Annotated in this window: 21 protein-coding genes and 1 rRNA gene; 7 read left to right on the top strand and 15 right to left on the bottom strand. The window is 70.2% G+C overall.

The genetic code is table 11. The features are described from left to right. From VLK66_RS05670 to aroF, 4 genes are all read right to left on the bottom strand, one after another. Nucleotides 1-91, bottom strand: a 16S ribosomal RNA gene (locus VLK66_RS05670); the annotation flags it as partial. A gap of 260 nt (nucleotides 92-351) precedes the next feature. After that, nucleotides 352-1,197 (bottom strand): prephenate dehydrogenase, encoded by an 846-nt coding sequence (locus tag VLK66_RS05665; protein ID WP_325308410.1) that lies wholly within the window; start codon nucleotides 1,195-1,197, stop codon nucleotides 352-354. Next, nucleotides 1,194-1,490 (bottom strand): chorismate mutase, encoded by a 297-nt coding sequence (locus VLK66_RS05660; protein WP_325308409.1) that lies wholly within the window; start codon nucleotides 1,488-1,490, stop codon nucleotides 1,194-1,196. The genes VLK66_RS05665 and VLK66_RS05660 overlap by 4 nt, the downstream gene beginning before the upstream one ends. Further along, nucleotides 1,487-2,545 (bottom strand): 3-deoxy-7-phosphoheptulonate synthase, encoded by a 1,059-nt coding sequence (gene aroF, locus VLK66_RS05655; protein WP_325308408.1) that lies wholly within the window; start codon nucleotides 2,543-2,545, stop codon nucleotides 1,487-1,489. The genes VLK66_RS05660 and aroF overlap by 4 nt, the downstream gene beginning before the upstream one ends. 423 nt (nucleotides 2,546-2,968) lie before the next feature. On the opposite strand from aroF, the gene VLK66_RS05650 reads away from it, so the two are divergent. The 4 genes from VLK66_RS05650 to VLK66_RS05635 all read left to right on the top strand — a co-directional run bounded on the left by VLK66_RS05650 (nucleotide 2,969) and on the right by VLK66_RS05635 (nucleotide 6,092). Next, entirely contained in the window at nucleotides 2,969-3,658 is a 690-nt protein-coding gene (locus tag VLK66_RS05650) for a hypothetical protein (RefSeq protein ID WP_325308407.1), read from the top strand. Between the two features lie 122 nt (nucleotides 3,659-3,780). Further along, nucleotides 3,781-4,416 carry a malonic semialdehyde reductase gene (locus tag VLK66_RS05645; protein WP_349260484.1) on the top strand — a complete coding sequence of 212 codons (636 nt, stop codon included), beginning with the start codon at nucleotides 3,781-3,783 and terminating at the stop codon, nucleotides 4,414-4,416. Between the two features lie 156 nt (nucleotides 4,417-4,572). After that, the gene (locus VLK66_RS05640) at nucleotides 4,573-5,346 is read left to right on the top strand and encodes a hypothetical protein (RefSeq protein ID WP_325308405.1); all 774 of its coding nucleotides are present in this window, start codon (nucleotides 4,573-4,575) and stop codon (nucleotides 5,344-5,346) included. Nucleotides 5,347-5,474: 128 nt separating this feature from the next. Further along, entirely contained in the window at nucleotides 5,475-6,092 is a 618-nt protein-coding gene (locus VLK66_RS05635) for a hypothetical protein (RefSeq protein WP_325308404.1), read from the top strand. Between the two features lie 88 nt (nucleotides 6,093-6,180). On the opposite strand, the gene VLK66_RS05630 is transcribed toward VLK66_RS05635, so the two are convergent. The 3 genes from VLK66_RS05630 to VLK66_RS05620 all read right to left on the bottom strand — a co-directional run bounded on the left by VLK66_RS05630 (nucleotide 6,181) and on the right by VLK66_RS05620 (nucleotide 9,023). Next, complete coding sequence (locus tag VLK66_RS05630; RefSeq protein WP_325308403.1) at nucleotides 6,181-7,872, bottom strand: methylmalonyl-CoA mutase family protein; 1,692 nt, start codon at nucleotides 7,870-7,872, stop codon at nucleotides 6,181-6,183. Between the two features lie 229 nt (nucleotides 7,873-8,101). After that, nucleotides 8,102-8,263: a hypothetical protein gene (locus VLK66_RS05625; protein ID WP_325308402.1), complete on the bottom strand. Its 162-nt coding sequence runs from the start codon at nucleotides 8,261-8,263 to the stop codon at nucleotides 8,102-8,104. A gap of 244 nt (nucleotides 8,264-8,507) precedes the next feature. Further along, nucleotides 8,508-9,023: a DinB family protein gene (locus VLK66_RS05620; protein ID WP_325308401.1), complete on the bottom strand. Its 516-nt coding sequence runs from the start codon at nucleotides 9,021-9,023 to the stop codon at nucleotides 8,508-8,510. A 168-nt stretch (nucleotides 9,024-9,191) separates the two neighbouring features. Here VLK66_RS05620 and VLK66_RS05615 point away from each other — a divergent pair, with 168 nt between their 5' ends. Further along, on the top strand, nucleotides 9,192-9,623 hold the full coding sequence (locus tag VLK66_RS05615) for a MarR family transcriptional regulator (protein WP_325308400.1): 432 nt from the start codon (nucleotides 9,192-9,194) through the stop codon (nucleotides 9,621-9,623). 9 nt (nucleotides 9,624-9,632) lie between these two features. Here VLK66_RS05615 and VLK66_RS05610 read toward each other — a convergent pair whose 3' ends face one another. From VLK66_RS05610 to VLK66_RS05575, 8 genes are all read right to left on the bottom strand, one after another. Then, complete coding sequence (locus tag VLK66_RS05610) at nucleotides 9,633-10,016, bottom strand: protease inhibitor I42 family protein (RefSeq protein WP_325308399.1); 384 nt, start codon at nucleotides 10,014-10,016, stop codon at nucleotides 9,633-9,635. Nucleotides 10,017-10,046: 30 nt separating this feature from the next. Beyond that, nucleotides 10,047-10,850, bottom strand: coding sequence for a mycofactocin-coupled SDR family oxidoreductase (locus tag VLK66_RS05605; RefSeq protein WP_325308398.1), 804 nt, complete (start codon nucleotides 10,848-10,850; stop codon nucleotides 10,047-10,049). After that, nucleotides 10,843-11,403 carry a hypothetical protein gene (locus VLK66_RS05600; RefSeq protein WP_325308397.1) on the bottom strand — a complete coding sequence of 187 codons (561 nt, stop codon included), beginning with the start codon at nucleotides 11,401-11,403 and terminating at the stop codon, nucleotides 10,843-10,845. Before VLK66_RS05600 ends, VLK66_RS05605 begins: the two co-directional genes overlap by 8 nt. Nucleotides 11,404-11,642: 239 nt before the next feature. Further along, nucleotides 11,643-11,819, bottom strand: a complete 177-nt coding sequence (locus tag VLK66_RS05595) for a hypothetical protein (protein WP_325308396.1) — start codon at nucleotides 11,817-11,819, stop codon at nucleotides 11,643-11,645. Nucleotide 11,820: 1 nt separating this feature from the next. Then, entirely contained in the window at nucleotides 11,821-12,417 is a 597-nt protein-coding gene (locus tag VLK66_RS05590) for a PadR family transcriptional regulator (protein ID WP_325308395.1), read from the bottom strand. Between the two features lie 316 nt (nucleotides 12,418-12,733). Further along, entirely contained in the window at nucleotides 12,734-13,486 is a 753-nt protein-coding gene (locus VLK66_RS05585) for a DUF4184 family protein (RefSeq protein ID WP_325308394.1), read from the bottom strand. Between the two features lie 105 nt (nucleotides 13,487-13,591). Then, nucleotides 13,592-14,095, bottom strand: a complete 504-nt coding sequence (locus VLK66_RS05580; protein WP_325308393.1) for a DinB family protein — start codon at nucleotides 14,093-14,095, stop codon at nucleotides 13,592-13,594. Nucleotides 14,096-14,340: 245 nt separating this feature from the next. Continuing rightward, a complete protein-coding gene (locus VLK66_RS05575) occupies nucleotides 14,341-14,838 on the bottom strand; it encodes a biotin/lipoyl-containing protein (RefSeq protein WP_325308392.1) in 498 nt (165 codons plus the stop codon). Nucleotides 14,839-15,138: 300 nt separating this feature from the next. Here VLK66_RS05575 and VLK66_RS05570 point away from each other — a divergent pair, with 300 nt between their 5' ends. Beyond that, on the top strand, nucleotides 15,139-15,405 hold the full coding sequence (locus VLK66_RS05570) for a hypothetical protein (protein WP_325308391.1): 267 nt from the start codon (nucleotides 15,139-15,141) through the stop codon (nucleotides 15,403-15,405). A 117-nt stretch (nucleotides 15,406-15,522) separates the two neighbouring features. Next, nucleotides 15,523-15,723 carry a hypothetical protein gene (locus VLK66_RS05565; RefSeq protein ID WP_325308390.1) on the top strand — a complete coding sequence of 67 codons (201 nt, stop codon included), beginning with the start codon at nucleotides 15,523-15,525 and terminating at the stop codon, nucleotides 15,721-15,723. Nucleotides 15,724-15,800: the final 77 nt, after the last annotated feature.

Here is a 15,800-nt window from a genome sequence, read left to right as displayed (position 1 = left end):
AGCCCACCCCGAAGGGTGAACCCCGTACGACTTGCATGTGTTAAGCGCGCCGCCAGCGTTCGTCCTGAGCCAGGATCAAACTCTCCATTAGAGAATCCAAACAGCTCTGTAGGAACAAACGTTGTTACGCTTGTTCGGAATACCGTTGACTAGATCTCGTTTCCGGCCTTTCGGCCGGCCCGGGAGACGGTACGCCCCCGGCGAGACCCGCACGGACATCCCACACCCTGGTTTTCAAACAACAGCCGCGAGTCGTGCTCGCGGCGAAGAACACAATGATAATGCCGAATCAGCCTTGGGTCAACCCCCGCGCGGGCGAACAATCCGCGCGCGGAGCCCTCTCCACTCGCGTCACTTTCGCCCGCGTGACCACGCCTGGCCCGCGGCGAAGAGGTCGTGCACCCTCTTCCCGTCCCCACGCTCCAGCGCGAGCCGGAATGCGTCCAGCCGGCCGCGCAGCGCATCGACGGCTTCGAGCAGGGCGTCCGCGTTGTCGAGCGCGATGTCGGCCCACACCGCGGGCGAGCTGGCGGCCAGGCGGGTGACGTCGCGGCCGCCGCGGCCCAGGTCGGCGGGCGCGATTCCCTGCCCCGCCAGCGCCGTCGCGAGGGCGGTCGAGGCGATCTGCGGAAGATGGCTGGTCCACGCCAGGAGGTGGTCGTGCTCCGCGGCGCCCATCTCCACCACGCTTCCGCCGACCGTCGTCCACAGCGCCCGCGCGAGGTCGCGGGCTTCGGAGGACGCATCCGGCGGGGGACAGAGGTAGACGCGGGCGCCGGCGAAGAGATCGAGGCGCGACGCGGACCAGCCGGAGACGTGGTCGCCGGCGAGCGGGTGCGCGCCGACGAAGCGGGTGGCGAGGCCGAGCCGTTCCGCGGCGGCGGCGATGCCGCGCTTGGTGCTGCCGGCATCCGTCACCAGGCGGACGGAGGCAAGGCGCGGCGCGGCGGCCGCGAGGACCTCCACGGCCGCGCGGACGGGGACGGCGAGCACGAGCGCGTCCACATCTCCATCCTCCAATCCCCCGAAGTCCTCGCCGAGCGGGGCGGCGAGGACGCCTTCCCGGAGCGCGGCGTCGACGGCCGCGGGGTCGCGGTCGTGGCCGAGGACGCGGATGCCGCGGGCCGCCAGGTCACGCGCGAGCGAGCCGCCGATCAGCCCCAGGCCGGCGACGGCGACGCTCCGGACCTCGGTCACCCTTCCTCCATCTGCACGCGGCGGGAGAGGCCGATGAGGTGCCAGAAGATGTAGCGCACGTCCTCGTCGTCGAGCCCCGCCTCGCGGGCCAGGGCGCCGGCGCGGCGCACCACCGCGGCCTCGCGCGCGGGGTCGAGGGTGGGAAGGCCCAGCTCGCGCTTCACGCCCCCTACCTCGCGCCCCAGCTGCACGCGCTCGGCGATCAGGCCGATGATCTGGCGGTCCAGCTGCTCGATGCGGTCGCGGATCTCGGCCAGCTGGGCGCGGGCCGGCGCGGCGGCGGGGGCGCTCACGCGGCCTCCCGCAGGCCGCCGCGCTCCGGCAGCGGCAGGTCGCGCCCGGCCGCGCGGGCGAACGGCTGCAGCCCGTGCATCAGCTCCACGAAGGCGGACAGGGTGAGCGACTGGTCGCCGTCGGAGAGCGCGCGCAGCGGGTCGGGGTGCACCTCCACGATCAGCCCGTCGGCGCCGGCGGCCACGGCGGCGAAGGAGAGCGGCGCCACCAGGTCGGCGCGCCCGCCCGCGTGGCTGGGGTCGACGATGACGGGGAGATGGGTCTCGGCCTTGAGGACGGGGATGGCGGCCACGTCGAGCGTATTGCGGGTGGCCGTCTCGAAGGTGCGGATGCCGCGCTCGCAGAGGATGACGTCGCGGTTGCCCTGCGCCATCACGTACTCGGCGGCCATCAGCAGCTCCTTGACGGTGGCGGAGAGGCCGCGCTTCAGCAGCACGGGGCGCTGCACGCGCCCGAGCTCGGAGAGAAGGGAGAAGTTCTGCATGTTGCGCGCGCCCACCTGCAGCACGTCGGCGTACTCGGCCACCAGCTCCACCTGGCGCGTGTCCATCACCTCGGTGACCACGGGAAGGCCGGTCTCGGCGCGGACCTCGGCCAGCATGCGGAGCGCGGCCTCGCCCAGCCCCTGGAAGGCGTAGGGGCTGGTGCGCGGCTTGAAGGCGCCGCCGCGCAGCAGCCCCGCCCCGGCGTCGCGCACGGCGACGGCGCTGTCGCGCAGCATCTCGCGCCCCTCCACCGAGCAGGGCCCGGCGATCACCGCCAGCCGCCGCCCCCCGATGGTGGCCGCGGCGCGGTCGCCGATGCGCACCACCGACGGGTCGGCGGCGAACTCGCGCGAGGCCAGCTTGTACGGCTTCATCACCGGGGTGACGGACTCGACGCCCGGGAGCGAGAGGAGCGCGGCTTCCTGCAGCAGCGCCTCGTCGCCGATGCAGCCGATGATGGTGCGCCGCTCGCCGCGCGAGACGTGCGTTCGCATCCCCAGCGTCTCCACGCGCTCGCGGATGTGGTCTACCTCGGCATCGCTGACGTTCGGACGAGTGACGATGATCATCTGGGGTTCTCCGGGTGATGAGTGCGGCGGGCGGGGTTGGAAACAGTTGAGGGCCCCCGATCCGCTCGGGAGCCCTCCGTTGCTTCGCTGTGGCTGCGTCTTCAGCCGCGCGCGACCAACTCCGGGTTCCCGTGGGGAAGCCGGTAGTAATAGCACCAGAATGCGCAGGCGGTGACGTTGCTCATGGCGGGAACAGTAACGGATCGACGGACCGCAGCGCAACCCCTCCGGCAAAAATGGCGGAAACTCTCAGGAGTTCTGGCCATGCGAGTCCATCCAGCGATCGACCATCGAAAGACTCATAAGGATCTAAGGCGGCATCGGGAGATCGGCTCGAATGCGGATCCGTCCTGCCGCCGCCTGTCGGATCCGCCGCCGGCCGGGCATCTTCCTCCCTCCACCTCCCCTGCCGATCGGAAGAAGATGCCCGAACCCCTGATCCTGAGCTGGAGCGGCGGCAAGGACAGCGCGCTGGCGCTGGACGCGCTCCGTGCCTCCGGCGCGCACGGCCCCATCGTCCTGCTGACGAGCGTCACCGCCGGATACGAGCGCATCAGCATCCACGGCGTGCGGCGGGAGCTGCTGCGGGCGCAGGCGGCGGCGCTGGGGCTGCCGCTGCACGAGTTCCGGCTGCAGCCCGAGTGCTCGAACGCGGACTACGAGGCGGCGCTCGCCGCGGCGCTGGCCGAGGTGCGCGGGCGTTTCGGGGCGCGGCGGATCGCGTTCGGCGACCTGTTCCTGGAGGACGTGCGCCGCTACCGCGAGGAGCGCGTCATCCCCCTCGGCTTCGAGCCCGTGTTCCCGCTCTGGGGGCGCGGCACGGCGGCGCTCGCGGGCGAATTCGTGGAGCGCGGCTTCCAGGCGCGGCTGGTGTGCGTGGACACCACGCAGCTGGACGCGGGCTTCGCCGGGCGCGCGTATGACGCGGCGCTGCTGGCCGATCTGCCCGCGGGCGTGGACCCGTGCGGCGAGAACGGCGAGTTCCACACCTTCGTCTCCGCCGGCCCGGGCTTCCGCGCGCCGGTGGAGTACGACGTCGGCGAGGTGGTGATGCGCGGCGGGCGGTTCGCGTACTGCGACCTGGTCCCCGCCGCCGCGGCGGCGCCGGCCTGATCGGGCACGAAAACGCCGTCGGCGCGAGTCGCCTTTGCGTCTGCCACCCGGCCCTGCGCGGATGTTGCAATCTCCATCTCCCGTTCGTGGTTCGGCCTGGAACGGCAACGACGGGGGGGATGATGGAGAAGCGGGTGGACGACCGGGCGCTGGACGTGCTTTTCCGCGAGGCGCGCTCGTACTACAGCTGGCAGGACCGGCCGGTGAGCGACGACACGCTCCGCGAGCTGTATGAGATGTGCAAGCTGGGGCCGACGGCGGCCAACTCGAACCCGGCGCGCTTCGTGTTCGTGCGCTCGCGGGAGGCCAGGGAGCGGCTGCGCCCCGTGCTGGCGCCGGGAAACGTGGAGAAGACGATGACCGCGCCGGTAACGGTGATCGTTGCGTACGACCTGCTGTTCTACCACAAGATGGCCAAGCTCTTCCCCCCGAACCCGGCGATGGGTGACCTGTACGCGAACAATCCCCAGCTGGTGGAGACCACCGCGCGGCGCAACTCGTCGCTGCAGGGCGCCTACCTGATGATGGCGGCGCGCGCGCTGGGGCTGGACTGCGGGCCGATGTCCGGCTTCGACAACGCCCGGCTCGACGAGGAGTTCTTCGGCGCGGGCAGGGAGTGCGAGGGGTGCGACCAGGAGTTCTTCCCCGAGGGGCACGTGAAGAGCAACTTCCTGGTGAACCTGGGCTACGGGACGCGCGAGAAGCTCTTCCCGCGCCTGCCGCGGCTCGCCTTCGAGGAGGCCTGCACACTGATGTGACGGCCCGAGCGCGGACACGCATCGCCCCGCCACGTTCCACTCGTGGCGGGGCGATTCGCGTGGGCGCAGGAAAATCTGGCGATCCGGCCCTCCAAAACAGCACTATGATGGTTGCCCGCCCGGTTCTCCCCGTCCGACGCCCACCGCGAGACACCGATGGACCTCGTCAGCACCTATCACAAGCTCGGCCAGCCGGATGCGCTGGGAGGATCGCTGGTCCTGATCAGCCTGGCGTTCATGCTGGCGCCCTACTTCCCGGGCAAGCGCATCGGCCCGCTCGAAGTGCCGGACCTGAAGGAGCGGAAGCTCCTGTTCCAGTGCCTGGGCCCGGTGCTGGTGCTGATCACCGCGGCCGGGTTCTATCCCCTCTGGCAGGACAAGCCGGCGGGCGGACACCCCGTCACCATGCGGGACCTGTCCGTCCTGCTGATGGCGAACCCGCGCAACACGTACCAGGGACTGCGCGATCCCGCCTTCACCAACTCGGACGAGATCCGGGCGATCCTCGGCCAGGACCCGGGCTTTCCGCGGGCCCAGGCGTATTCCGTCCCGCAGAGCTGGGCCCAGCTGCCGGCGCAGATCTCCGAGGTGCTGCAGGCCGATCCCGACCTCGTCATCATCCATCGCTCCGCCTTCGCGCACAGCACCGAGGCGCAGGGAGATACCGCGCTGAAGGCGTTCGTCAACGCGCTGGCGCCCAGGCGGACGCGGCTGCTGATCTACTCGCGCTCGTTCCGCGACGGCGACCCGGGGCTGGAGACGTACCGGAACTGGCTCACCGACGACCCCGGGCTGCGCAGGCGCATCGACTTCCACGCGTTCACCGACACGGCCACGCCGTTCGCCGGGTTCACGGACCGCCAGCGCCTGTCGAGCCACGTACGCACCATCCTCGGGGAGATCGTGCGCGAGCGGAACGGGGGAACATGAGCTGGGTCGCCGCGCCCGTGCCGCTTGCGCGCAAGTGCTGTGCGGGTTGAGATTTGTGGCCGCACGCCGCCGCGCCGGGCGGAGATGGCTTCCGGCCGCGGCGGCCACGAATCCCTTCGAAGGAACCGATGTCACTGGTCACCTGTCCCGCCTGCGAACAGACGCTCCCCGGCGACATCCCCGCGTGCGTGCGCTGCGGGCATCCGCTCCCGCAGGCCGCGATCGAGACGGAGGCGCCGGCGGGGCTGGCCGCGTCCGAGGCGGGCGAGCTCCATGCGATGGCGCTGCAGAAGCTGGCGCTGCTCTCCTTCTTCTCGCTCGGCCTGTACCAGCTGTACTGGTTCTACCGCAACTGGACGCGGGTGCGCGAGCGCACCGGCCGCCGGCTGATGCCGTTCTGGCGCTCGTTCTTCGCGCCGCTGTGGAGCTACTCGCTCTTCGACGAGGTGGCCGAGCAGGCGCGCGCCGGCTCGGTGGCGGTGGCGTGGAGCCCGATGGTGCTGGCCATCGCCTTCTTCCTGATCTCGGCGGCGTGGCGGTTCCCGGGGCCGGGAACCATCGCCACGCTCTTCTCCTTCGTGCCGCTCCTTCCCGTGCAGGCCACCATCAACGCGATGGCCGAGCGCCGCGGCGTGCGCCCCGACGCCCGCATTGGCCGGCGCCACGTGGTCCTGATCGCCGCGGGCGCCGTGCTCGCGATCCTGGCGGCGATCGGCGCGTCGACGATGCCGCCCCCGGCGCCCTGACGCAGCCCGAGATCGAGCACGAAAGACGAAGGGCCTCCCCGGCGGGGAGGCCCTTCGCGCTTCCACATCCGTCGTCCAGCCGCCGCGGTCACTCCGGGCGGTAGACGCCCCACTCCTCGCGGAGCGCGTCGCTGATCTCGCCGAGGGTGACCATCGCCTTCACGGCGTCGATGATGTGCGGCATCAGGTTGTCGGTGCCGCGGGCGGCGGCGCGGATGGCCTCCAGCCGCGCGCGCACCTCGGCGCCGTCGCGGCCGCGCTTGATCTCGGCCAGCTGGGCCCGCTGCGACGCCTCCAGCGCGGAGAAGTCCGGCTGGGCCAGGTCGACGGGCTCCCCCTCGGCGGACTGGAACTTGTTGACGCCGACGACGATGCGGTCGCCCGCCTCGACCGAGATCTGGTGCTCGTACGCGGCGCGGTGGATCTCCTCCTGCATGTAGACGATGGCCTCGGACGCGCCGCCCATCTCCTCGATCTTCTCCAGGTACTCGCGCGCCTTCTCCTCCACCGCGGTCGTCAGCGACTCGACATAGTAGCTGCCGGCCAGCGGATCGACCGTGTCCGCCGCGCCGCTCTCGTACGCCAGCACCTGCTGCGTGCGCAGCGCCAGCGTGGCCGCCTGCGCGGTGGGGAGCGACAGCGCCTCGTCGTAGCCGTTGGTGTGCAGGCTCTGCGTACCGCCCAGCACGGCGGCGAGGGCCTGAACCGTGACGCGGACCACGTTGTTCAGCGGCTGCTGCGCCTGCAGCGTGACCCCGCCGGTCTGCGTGTGGAAGCGCAGCTTCGCCGCGTCGTCGCCCGCGCCGAAGCGCTCGCGCATCAGCCGCGCCCACAGGCGGCGCGCCGCGCGGAACTTGGCGACCTCCTCGAACAGGTCGTTGTGGCTGGCGAAGAAGAAGGAGAGCCGCGGGGCGAACCTGTCCACGTCCAGCCCCGCGTCCAGCGCGCGGCGCACGTACTCAAGCCCGTCGGCGAAGGTGAAGGCGATCTCCTGCGCCGCCGTGGCCCCCGCCTCGCGGATGTGGTAGCCGGAGATGGAGATGGTGTTCCACTTCGGCACCTCGGCGTTGCAGAACGCGAAGATGTCGGTGATCAGGCGCAGGCTGGGCTCCACGGGGTAGATGTACGTCCCGCGGGCGATGTACTCCTTCAGGATGTCGTTCTGGATCGTCCCGCTGATCTTGCCGCGGGGGATGCCGCGCTCGTCCGCGACGGCGATGTAGAACGCCAGGAGGATGGCCGCCGTGGCGTTGATGGTCATCGAGGTGCTGACCCTGTCCAGCGGGATCCCGTCCAGCAGCCGCCGCATGTCCGCCAGCGAGTCGATGGCCACGCCCACGCGCCCGACCTCGCCCGCCGCCATCGACGCGTCCGAATCGTACCCCATCTGCGTGGGCAGGTCGAACGCGGTGGAGAGACCCGTCTGCCCCGCCTGCAGCAGGAGCTTGAAGCGCGTGTTGGTCTCCTCGGCCGTGCCGAAGCCCGCGTACTGGCGCATGGTCCAGAAGCGCCCGCGGTACATGGTGGGCTGGATGCCGCGCGTGAACGGGTACTCGCCGGGATAGCCCAGGTCGCGCGGGTAGTCGAGCGCCGCCGTGTCTTCCGGCGTGTACAGCCGGTCGACCTCCACGCCGCTGGTGGAGACGAACCGCTCGCGCCGCTCGGGGTGCTTCGCCAGCGCGGGCGCCACCACGCGCTCGGTCCACGCCTGCTTCCCGCCGTCCGCCGGGCCGGTGCTGCCGGAATCCTCGCCGATGTTCGCCGCCGGTGTGTCGCTCATCTTCGCTTCGGGAAAGTACGAAAGTACGAGAGTACGGAAGTACGGAACCGCGTCCGGGCGCCCAAGATAACGCGGGCGGCGGCGCTCGGCATCTCCATCCTCCGGCGCGGTTGACAGGGCGGCGCGCGGCGTGCGTGCGACCTGCAGCGCGCAGACATCGAAGAACGCGAACAGGCCCGGCGAGCTCGCCGGGCCTGTTCGCGTTCATCAGCGACCGATCAGCCGCCGCTCATCCGCACTCGTGCGGCGAGGTGTGCTCGATGCAGGGGCAATAGAAGGTAGGCGCGGTAGGCGCGAACTCGTTCGCGTTCACAGTCCCGCGCGCCTCCTCGGCGCCCATCTCGAACGACTCGACCGACAGCTCGTCCAGGCTCAGCTTCACCTTCTCCATTGGGCCACTCCCTGTGATGAGTCCTACCCGCGCCGTCCCCGAGTGGGCGGTTCGCAGTGCAAGGGAGAATAGCATCCGTCGCAGTTTTCGTAAACCCTCGGTGACTGCCCCTAATCATCCTTTCAGGGAGTGACGGAGATGACGGAAGCCCGGCGAACGCGAACGTCCGCCGGGCTTTCCGGAGCTACATCATCCCCAATCTCCCCATACCATGCCGGATCGCGCGCGTCGGCACGTCTCCACTTCAGGCGATGGCGCCCTTCTTCCCGGCGATGCGGCGGAGGAGCCCCGCCTGGCCCGAATGGTAGGCCTGGTGGAAGAAGACGGTGCCCAGCAGCGTGCGGTTGGTCTCGTCGGGATTGTTGGTGGGGCTGTTGGGCGCGTGCTGGTCCAGGAACTCGGGCGTCAGCGTGGCCAGCCCGGCATCCACGCGCTCGCACGCCGTATCCCACGCGGCCATCAGCGTCCCCAGGTCGATCGCCTCGGCGGGGTCGGTGAGGGGCGGGGCGCCGCGGGCGTAGCGGTCCAGCGCGCCGGGCTCCATCACCCCCTCCTGGCCCAGCATCGCCAATGCGTTGTTGTACACCCAGAGGAGATGGCCCACCACGAAGTTCAGGCAGTTGCCCGCGGGGCTGGGCTGGATCAGGCTTTCCTCGTGGGTGAACCCCTCGACGTTCATCCGGAGCACCTGGTGGACGATCCCGGCCTGGTGGCGGAATCCGGCGACTTCGCTGGCGGGCGCGGCGGCGGTTGCGGTCATTCGTCACCTCACGAGGAGTGGGAATGGAGATCCGGAGTGATACGATATCGTACCATCCGACATCGGCATAAATACCCGCGCGCCGATGCCGCGTCAAGGGCTATCGCATCGGGCGGCAGGGGCATCGTATATTCCGAGATCGTAGCAATTCACCCGACGCGAGGCCGCATGCCGCTCGAATTCCTGTCGCCACTCCACAAGGCGTCGCGCCAGATTGCCGTCTACCTCGAAGGGCTGGACGCGGACACCGGCCTCAGCACCGCCGAGGCGCACCTGGTGACGTACCTGCGCAGCTATGCGCCGGCGCCGGTGGGCGAGCTGGTGCGGGTGTTCGGGATCAAGCAGTCGACGTTCACCAGCATGCTGGACCGGCTGGAGGAGGCCGGCCTCATCCGCCGCGAGGTGAACCCCGGCGACCGCCGCTCGTTCATGATCCACATCACCGACGAGGGGCGGGAGATGGCCGAGCGCTCCAACCGCCAGCTCGAGGCGTTCGAGGCGGAGCTGCGCAAACGCCTGCGCCCCAGGGACATCGAGGGCTTCCACGCAGTAATGGCCGCGGTGGAGGAGATCACGAAGGTGCGGCTACGCGAGCGGTAGACGCGGTATCTACCGCACCCGCACGCGGAACCGCGCCGAATCCGCGGCGGCCGTACTCTCGCCCGGGCGCTTGTAGACGAGGGCGATGACGGCGTGTCCCGGCTCCGGGGTGGTGAAGGTCCAGCGCTCGGTGCCGCCGGCGCCGTTGCGGTCCTGGTTCGCGCGCGGGACCGAGTAGCCGTGCCCGACCAGACGCAGCGGGGCGAGCGCCGCCGAGTCCACCAGCACCCACTCGTACCCCGTGCTGTGGTTGGACTTCAGCGCGATGTCGAACTCCGCGCCGCGCGACATCTCGATCGGCATCGCCGGGTCGGTGAACGTCTCGCGGCCGGTCCCGCACCCCGCCGCGATCACCGTCACCGCCGCGGCCATCGCCATCCCGTTCATCATCATCCCCCTCCACGTCGTCGTGATCGGCCGCGATCACCGCGTCAGCAGGCCGGCATCCAGCACCAGGCCACTGCCGGTGACGAAGCGCGCGCGGTCGCTGGCCAGGTAGAGAACGGCCTCGGCCACGTCCTCGGGCTCGATCCAGGGGACGGGGAGGAGGTTGCCGGCCGACGCCTCGGCGATCTCCTCGACCGTCTTCCCCTCCAGCTCGGCCAGGCCGTCGTTCATCGGCGTGTTCACGCCCGTGGGGTGCAGGCTGACCACGCGGATGCCATGCGGCGCAAGCTCGATCGCCCAGCTCTTCGTCAATCCGACCAGGCCGTGCTTGCTGGCGGCGTAATGGCTCAGCCGGTTCATCCCCCTGAGCCCCGCGACCGAGGAGTTGTTGATGATGACGCCGGAATTCTGCCGGATCATCACCGGGATCGCCCGGCGGGCCACCATCCACGGCCCCTTCAGGTTGATGCCGAGCATCGCGTCCCACTCGTCCTCGGTGAGCTCGTGGGCGCGGCCGTAGGCGCAGATCCCCGCGTTGTTGAACAGGATGTCGATGCGCCCGAAGCGCTCCACCGTCGTCTCCACCGCGGCGGTGATGGCCGCGTCGTCGCGCACGTCGCCGGCGAAGGCGAGGGCCGCGCTCCCGGCGGCCTCGCACTCGGCCACGAGCGCGTCCAGGTCCGCGCCCGTGCCCATCCCGTAGCCGGGGTACGCCAGCGGGCGCGCCACGTCGAACGCGGCGATGGAGGCGCCGGCCTTCGCCAGCGCGAGCGCGGCGGCGCGCCCCTGCCCGTGCGCGGCGCCGGTGACGAACGCCACGCGGCCGCTGAACTCACCCATGCGCCCCGATCCCTTCCGCCGCGGCGGCCGCGGGCTGCCTGCGGTACGGCTGCAGATAGTCGTCCAGCGGCACCTGCAGCACGTTGTTGATCACGTTGGTGGCCACCATCAGCGCCCCGAAGGCGGTCAGCGCCACCATCTGCCCGTCGCCGAAATACGCCGCCACGCGCCCGTACAGCGCGTCGGGAATGCGGTGCGGCGTCTGCGCCAGCGCGCGCCCGAACTCCACCACGGCGGCCTCGCGCTCGTCCAGCGCCAGCGCGTCGGGGTCCTCGCCGCTGTCGATGAGGATGCGGCGGAAGAAGGTGGAGCAGATCAGGCAGTCGGTCTCGGCCGACACGGCGTGCGCGAAGAGGGTGGTCAGCCGCTCGCCCAGGAACGGCTGCACGGCGTCGCGCAGGCGGTACCACGTCATCAGCGCGTCGAACGCTGGCACCGAGTGCAGCAGCGTGCGCTTCATGTTGGTGATGCGCGCGATCTTCAGGTGCCCGTCGTGCGCGGCGCGCGCCTCGGCGGGCATCTGGTCGTATTCGAGCGGTTCGATTCGCGGCATGCGCGGTCGCGGGAGAGGGTCGGATTCCGGGAGACGACGCAATCTAGACGCGAGATGCAGGTCCGGGGAAGCATCAACCCGATCGGGATCACGCCGCCGCCGGAACCACCACGATGGAAGTCCGCGAAGGCGGACTGCGTGCGGTTGTAGCCGCGACTTGAGTCGCATTTTCCACCACGAAGCACGCCGGCGGACGCAATTGCATCCGCCGGCGTGCTTCGTCCGACAATCTGGCGCAGTCACGCGATGCGCAGGCGCGGGGGCTCGTGCGCGATCACCCGCGGACGCGCGTGCAGCGGGATCACGTGCGCCGGCTGATCACCCGTGGGCTCCGCGATCCTGGGCCAGAGGCCGAAGAACGCGGCCGCGGGGTCCACGCCCGGATCGGGCTCCGCGGGGTCGCCGGGGGCGTCCATCTCAGTTCAGCCCCTCGATGTCGCGCGCGGCGCGCTCCAGGATCTCCTTGGCCCGCTGGATCCACTGCTCGTCGCCCTGATGGCGCATGGCCGAGCGGAAGGTGGCGCGCCCCAGGCCGCCGAACGCGCGCCCCAGCCCGTGCATCACCGGCCCGATGAACGAGCCGAAGTCGTCCACCCGGTCGAAGATGTCGTCGATGGTCGACTTGTTCTCTTCCAGGTACTTGCGCCCCTCGTCGGTGATCTCGAACACCTTGCGATTCCCCTCCTCGGTCTGCGAGCGGGCGTAGCCCAGGTCCTCGAGCAGCGCCAGCGTGGGGTACACCGTGCCCGGGCTGGGCGAGTAGGTGCCGCCGAAGCGGTCTTCCAGCTCCTTGATGATCTCGTAGCCGTGGCGCGGCTTCTCGGACAGCAGGTTCAGGATCACGAACTTCAGGTCGCCATGGCCGAACATGCGGCCGCGTCCGGGACCCGGCCCGCCCCACTGCCCACCGCCGGGGCCGCCCCACCCGCCCGGCCCGAACGCGAACGCCCACGGCCCGCCACGCCCGCGCGGGCCGCACTCGCGGGGCCCGCAGTGATGGAATCGTCCGAACATCTCTCCCCTCCCCTGTCTCTGTGGAACTCGGTCCAACCCTGGCTGGTCAAGATATAACGAAGCGATATATCGCATGTCAAGATATATCGTGAGTACTATCGGAAGATACATCGCGTTGGAGTAGATCCAGCGCCTTCGCGATGACTCACGTGCGGCGGCAACTATAGATCCGTCAATCGCTCAGGGAAGTTCGGGGCGGGCTTCCCCACCGGCGACTGAAGAAGTCGCAGCAACAACTACGGGAAGCCTCGCAAACTGCGCGAGGCTGTTCGGCTCGGAGGATGATCGGGCCTTCGAAAATCGTCCTCCATCAGGCTTACGCGACTACATCTTCCGAGGTTTCTCCCCTCCATCTCCGGAACAGCGCGTAGGCGACGAGGGCGATGCCGAAGCCGAGCATCGCCCCGACGAAGGCGCGGCCGAGCTGCATGGCCAGCGTGGGCGCGAACGGTGCGTTGGCCGCGGCGCCGGCGAGGGTGACGGCGGAGACGAAGGCCACGAAGCGCACCAGCCGCGCGCGCTGCCCCGGCCCGAACCGCCGCTCCTCGCGCGGGAAGCGGCGCAGCTCGCGGGCGATCCAGATCATCACCATCACCCCGCCCACGAGGGTGCTGGCGAACTGGAAGACGGAGTACCACTGGAGGCCTCCGAACGCCTGCGCCATCAGCGCCGGGAAGAAGGCCACGGCCCAGCCGGCCTCGTGCGTGAAGCCGTCCCACAGCACGTGCGTGGCCGCGCCCAGCAGCGCGGCGAAGATGGCGAGCGGCAGCACGTCCGAGCGGCGGCCCGGCGGCGGCGCCTCGGCCGCGCGGCGGAGGCCGGGCGGCAGCAGCGGCGTGAGCGCGGGGCGGACGAGCGCGCGCCACGCCCACCACACCAGCAGCGTGACGGGAAGGCAGAAGACGACGAACCCCGCCGGCGAGTGGCCGAACTTGCCGCGCGGGGCCAGGTGGAGGATGTATTCCAGGTCGGGCGAGAAGGTGCCGATCACCAGCGCGGCCAGCGGCAAGCGGGGCCAGGCGCGGTGGAGCGGCCAGGCCGCGGCGGCGTGTGCGGGTGTGATCGGCATGAAAGCAGGGAACAGGGGACAGGGTACAGGGAACAGGGACGGCAAGCGGCGCGAGGGCCTAATGCAGTCCCTGTACGCTGTACCCTGTCCCCTATCCCCTGTCCCCTACGCCATCGCGGGCATCCCCATCGCCGCCCACTCCTCGGCAGCGGGGCCGTAGCACCCGGGCACCTTCAGGCCCGCCTGGCGCATCAGCACCGTCAGCTGCCCGCGGTGGTGCGTCTGGTGGAGCACGAGCACGGAGAGCGCCTGCCCCTTCGGCCACGACTGGCCGTACATGGGGATCTCGTCCGCCAGCTCGTCGTCGCTCCACTGCGAGCGCACCGCACCAGGCACCGAGCGGGCGGCGCGCTCGTACGCCTCCACGATCTCGGAGGCGCGCTCCGGCACCGGGTCGTGCTCGCCGGGGCCCTCGAGGCCGTTCAGCCCGGCGGCGCCCAGCAGCTCCGGCACTGTCCCGGCCAGGTGCCACGCCAGCCGCCCGGCCGAGCGCCCCTGCGGCGAGACGCGCTGCTCCAGCGACGCGTCCGTGAGTTCGCGCAGCACCTTCAGCGTAGCCTCGGACTCGCTGGCCCAGTCACGCTCGAAGTCTTCGATCTTCCGGTACATGATGGCCTCTAGGGGACAGGGACAGGGACAGGAGACAGGAGACAGGAGACAGGAGACAGGAGACAGGAGACAGGAGACAGGGAGATGAAGAAGCGAGGCTCCAACCGCGAGTCAAGCGATCGGAGGATGGGGATTGGCGGATCGAGGTCGCCTGCCCTGCCAGTCGATCGCTCCGCTCGCGCACCGGCGCCGATCGATCGCAATGACCTGCAGTTCCCTATCCCCTGTCCCCTGTACCCTGTCTCCTACTCCAGCACGATCAGCGTCGCGCCCTTGTCGACCGTCTGGCGTTCCTGGACCAGGATCTTCGCGACGACGCCGTCGGCGGGGGCCTTCAGCTCGTTCTCCATCTTCATCGCCTCGACGATGACCACGCCCTGGCCGGCCTTCACCGCCTGGCCCACCTCGACGTCGATCCGCACCACCAACCCGGGCATCGGCGCGACGATGGTCTTCTCCACCTCGGCCTCGGCGCCGCCGGTCATCTCTCGGATGGCGCGCGTCCGCTCGTCCACCGCGTCGGCGGTGAAGCGCTCGCGGCCCAGCGAGATCTGCCAGCGCCCGCGCCGGTCGCCCGGCTTCGCGGTGAGGGTGTGCGAGCGCCCGTCCACGGTCAGGCTGCGGACGTGCGTGCCGGGGAGCGCCTGCATCTGTGCTTCGACGGGGGTGCCGTCCACCACGGGCGTGTGGCCGGTCAGGTCCACCTCCACGGTGCGGCCGGCGATGGTGACGAAATAGCGCATTGCGTTCTATCGAAAATGGTTGCCCCGCGCGAGCGGTCGAGGGGTGAGGAAGCTGCGGGCGGGCCCGGGACGACGCAAGTCTCCGGCATGCGAAAATCGCACGCGCCTCCGGAGACGGAGGGTACGACGAACCATTCGGAGCCAGAGGGTAGCAATCTTTTTGCGTCCGATTTATTATCGATGAACATGTGTAGCCGCCGGTTCCACATGGCCGCGGCTGACCTGCAGAGGTCTGTTGCGCCCTGAGCAGAGATCACCGCGCCACCCGTGGCGCACACTCACCCACACGCCGAGGTCCGCATGCCGAAGCTGAAGCTGGACGTGGACACCCTGACCGTCCAATCGTTCGAGACCGGCGACCTGGACGAAGCGCGCGGCACGGTGCACGGACTGAGCCGCACCAAGCAGCCCAACGACTCGCTCGACGCCTGCGATCCGCCGTTCACGTACCAGGCCGGGTCCTGCAACGGCGGCGTGTGCACCGACGACTACTCCTGCCAGGAGAGCTGGGCGAACGGGTGCACGAGCGATCCCATGACGGGCTGGACCGACCCCGGCTACTGCTGAACGGGCAGACGTACGACGACCGGCGGGCCGGGCATCTCGCCTGCGCTGAACTCCGGCCCGGCAGCCCGAGCCCGTGCCCGGCCCGCGGGCACCCTCCACACCATCGAGAGAGAACCCATGAAGAAGCTGAAGCTGTCGCTGGACGCACTCCACGTGGAGTCGTATGAGCCCTCGCGTGCACCCCAAGCCGCCGAAGGCACCGTTCACGGTCACGAGTCCTTCAGCCGCCTTGGCCAGCAAACGTGCGGCGGCATGAGCTGTGACTATGCTTGCGTCACGCTGTACGACAATACCTGCAGGAACGTGTGCGCGGTGTAAGAGAATCCCTCGGGGACGCCGATCGAGTGGCGATCCCGGATGGATGAAACGCGGCGGGCCGCCGGACGAGGTGTCCG

Source organism: Longimicrobium sp., from assembly GCF_035474595.1.
Taxonomy (GTDB): domain Bacteria; phylum Gemmatimonadota; class Gemmatimonadetes; order Longimicrobiales; family Longimicrobiaceae; genus Longimicrobium.
Note: the sequence above shows the minus strand (reverse complement) of the source record. Positions and strands in the feature narration are given on the sequence as shown.

Bases quoted from the DNA above. Each gene is read 5' to 3' on its own strand.
- aroF (WP_325308408.1), bottom strand. From the start codon at position 2,545: ATGATCATCGTCACTCGTCCGAACGTCAGCGATGCCGAGGTAGACCAC.
- VLK66_RS05650 (WP_325308407.1), top strand. From the start codon at position 2,969: ATGCCCGAACCCCTGATCCTGAGCTGGAGCGGCGGCAAGGACAGCGCG.
- VLK66_RS05645 (WP_349260484.1), top strand. From the start codon at position 3,781: ATGGAGAAGCGGGTGGACGACCGGGCGCTGGACGTGCTTTTCCGCGAG.
- VLK66_RS05640 (WP_325308405.1), top strand. From the start codon at position 4,573: ATGGACCTCGTCAGCACCTATCACAAGCTCGGCCAGCCGGATGCGCTG.
- VLK66_RS05635 (WP_325308404.1), top strand. From the start codon at position 5,475: ATGTCACTGGTCACCTGTCCCGCCTGCGAACAGACGCTCCCCGGCGAC.
- VLK66_RS05630 (WP_325308403.1), bottom strand. From the start codon at position 7,872: ATGAGCGACACACCGGCGGCGAACATCGGCGAGGATTCCGGCAGCACC.
- VLK66_RS05625 (WP_325308402.1), bottom strand. From the start codon at position 8,263: ATGGAGAAGGTGAAGCTGAGCCTGGACGAGCTGTCGGTCGAGTCGTTC.
- VLK66_RS05620 (WP_325308401.1), bottom strand. From the start codon at position 9,023: ATGACCGCAACCGCCGCCGCGCCCGCCAGCGAAGTCGCCGGATTCCGC.
- VLK66_RS05615 (WP_325308400.1), top strand. From the start codon at position 9,192: ATGCCGCTCGAATTCCTGTCGCCACTCCACAAGGCGTCGCGCCAGATT.
- VLK66_RS05610 (WP_325308399.1), bottom strand. From the start codon at position 10,016: ATGATGATGAACGGGATGGCGATGGCCGCGGCGGTGACGGTGATCGCG.
- VLK66_RS05605 (WP_325308398.1), bottom strand. From the start codon at position 10,850: ATGGGTGAGTTCAGCGGCCGCGTGGCGTTCGTCACCGGCGCCGCGCAC.
- VLK66_RS05600 (WP_325308397.1), bottom strand. From the start codon at position 11,403: ATGCCGCGAATCGAACCGCTCGAATACGACCAGATGCCCGCCGAGGCG.
- VLK66_RS05595 (WP_325308396.1), bottom strand. From the start codon at position 11,819: ATGGACGCCCCCGGCGACCCCGCGGAGCCCGATCCGGGCGTGGACCCC.
- VLK66_RS05590 (WP_325308395.1), bottom strand. From the start codon at position 12,417: ATGTTCGGACGATTCCATCACTGCGGGCCCCGCGAGTGCGGCCCGCGC.
- VLK66_RS05585 (WP_325308394.1), bottom strand. From the start codon at position 13,486: ATGCCGATCACACCCGCACACGCCGCCGCGGCCTGGCCGCTCCACCGC.
- VLK66_RS05580 (WP_325308393.1), bottom strand. From the start codon at position 14,095: ATGTACCGGAAGATCGAAGACTTCGAGCGTGACTGGGCCAGCGAGTCC.
- VLK66_RS05575 (WP_325308392.1), bottom strand. From the start codon at position 14,838: ATGCGCTATTTCGTCACCATCGCCGGCCGCACCGTGGAGGTGGACCTG.
- VLK66_RS05570 (WP_325308391.1), top strand. From the start codon at position 15,139: ATGCCGAAGCTGAAGCTGGACGTGGACACCCTGACCGTCCAATCGTTC.
- VLK66_RS05565 (WP_325308390.1), top strand. From the start codon at position 15,523: ATGAAGAAGCTGAAGCTGTCGCTGGACGCACTCCACGTGGAGTCGTAT.